Origin of the sequence: Opacimonas viscosa, assembly GCF_024199005.1 — a bacterium.
Classification (GTDB): domain Bacteria; phylum Pseudomonadota; class Gammaproteobacteria; order Enterobacterales; family Alteromonadaceae; genus Opacimonas; species Opacimonas viscosa.
The window spans coordinates 1-254 of record NZ_JANATA010000232.1; the positions used below are offsets into that span (position 1 = coordinate 1).

The 254-nt window shown below is 43.7% G+C and carries 1 protein-coding gene; it reads left to right on the forward strand.

Annotated features, from left to right (window positions below; translation table 11 throughout):
- Positions 1 to 195, forward strand: a 195-nt coding sequence (locus NLF92_RS13415) for a hypothetical protein (protein ID WP_254102755.1), incomplete at its 5' end; no start/stop codon positions are given.
- Positions 196 to 254: the final 59 nt, after the last annotated feature.

Sequence of the window (254 nt, forward strand, 5' to 3'; positions counted from 1 at the left end):
GACTCAGGTGTTTACGACTTAATCCACCCTAATACCTTTGCGGAAGTTTCTCTTAATGAAGGCGAAATGTACGGCTTTCGTTATAGCCTGCATGGAAAAGCAGGAACGTCATTTAAAATTGAGTTAGATGACGAAGTGCTGGCTGAAGGTGAGCTAGACAAATCTGAGGCGGCGTCGGGAAGTGGGGTTGTATAGTCTCTAGAACAGTGTTTAGCGATTATTCTGCACGCTTTTATTGTATACTCGCCTGTTTT